General features: G+C 49.1%; 1 protein-coding gene. It reads left to right on the top strand.

Annotation, left to right across the window (positions count from 1 at the left end; translation table 11 throughout):
• Positions 1 to 45: 45 nt before the first annotated feature.
• Positions 46 to 462: conjugal transfer protein TrbE (locus D0S45_20840; protein TIH04852.1), on the top strand; the 417-nt coding region annotated here is incomplete at its 3' end.

The raw sequence follows: 462 nt of genomic DNA, 5'->3' as shown, positions 1-462 counted from the left end.
GTATATCCCGCCAAATCTACACCTTGGCGTAGGTAGGAGATATTCATGCTCAAGCTCAAAGACTATCGCCATAAACAAAAGGGATTACCGGACGTTCTTTCATACGCCGCTATGGTGGATAATGGAATTGTCCTTTGCAAAAACGGCGCACTTCTGGCCGGTTGGATATTCAGATCCCAAGATACAGCCTCAAGCACACCTCAGGAACTGGCGACAATAAGCGCACGGGTAAATCAAGCTCTTGCGCCTCTTGGCTCTGGCTGGATGTGTCATGTTGAGGCCATCCGAACTCCTGCGACCGGCTACCCTGCTCCGGCGGCAAGTTCCTTTCCGGATAGAATCACGGCGATGATTGATGAGGAACGGAGGAACATTTTTCAATCAGGGGAATTCTATACAACCAGCACTTTTCTGGCCGTGACATGCACTCCTCAACTGGGCCATGAAAAAATCAAAAGATAT

Origin of the sequence: Marinifilum sp. JC120 (assembly GCA_004923195.1) — a bacterium.
Taxonomy (GTDB): Bacteria; Desulfobacterota; Desulfovibrionia; order Desulfovibrionales; family Desulfovibrionaceae; genus Maridesulfovibrio.
This window is presented reverse-complemented; position numbering and strand designations above follow the sequence as displayed.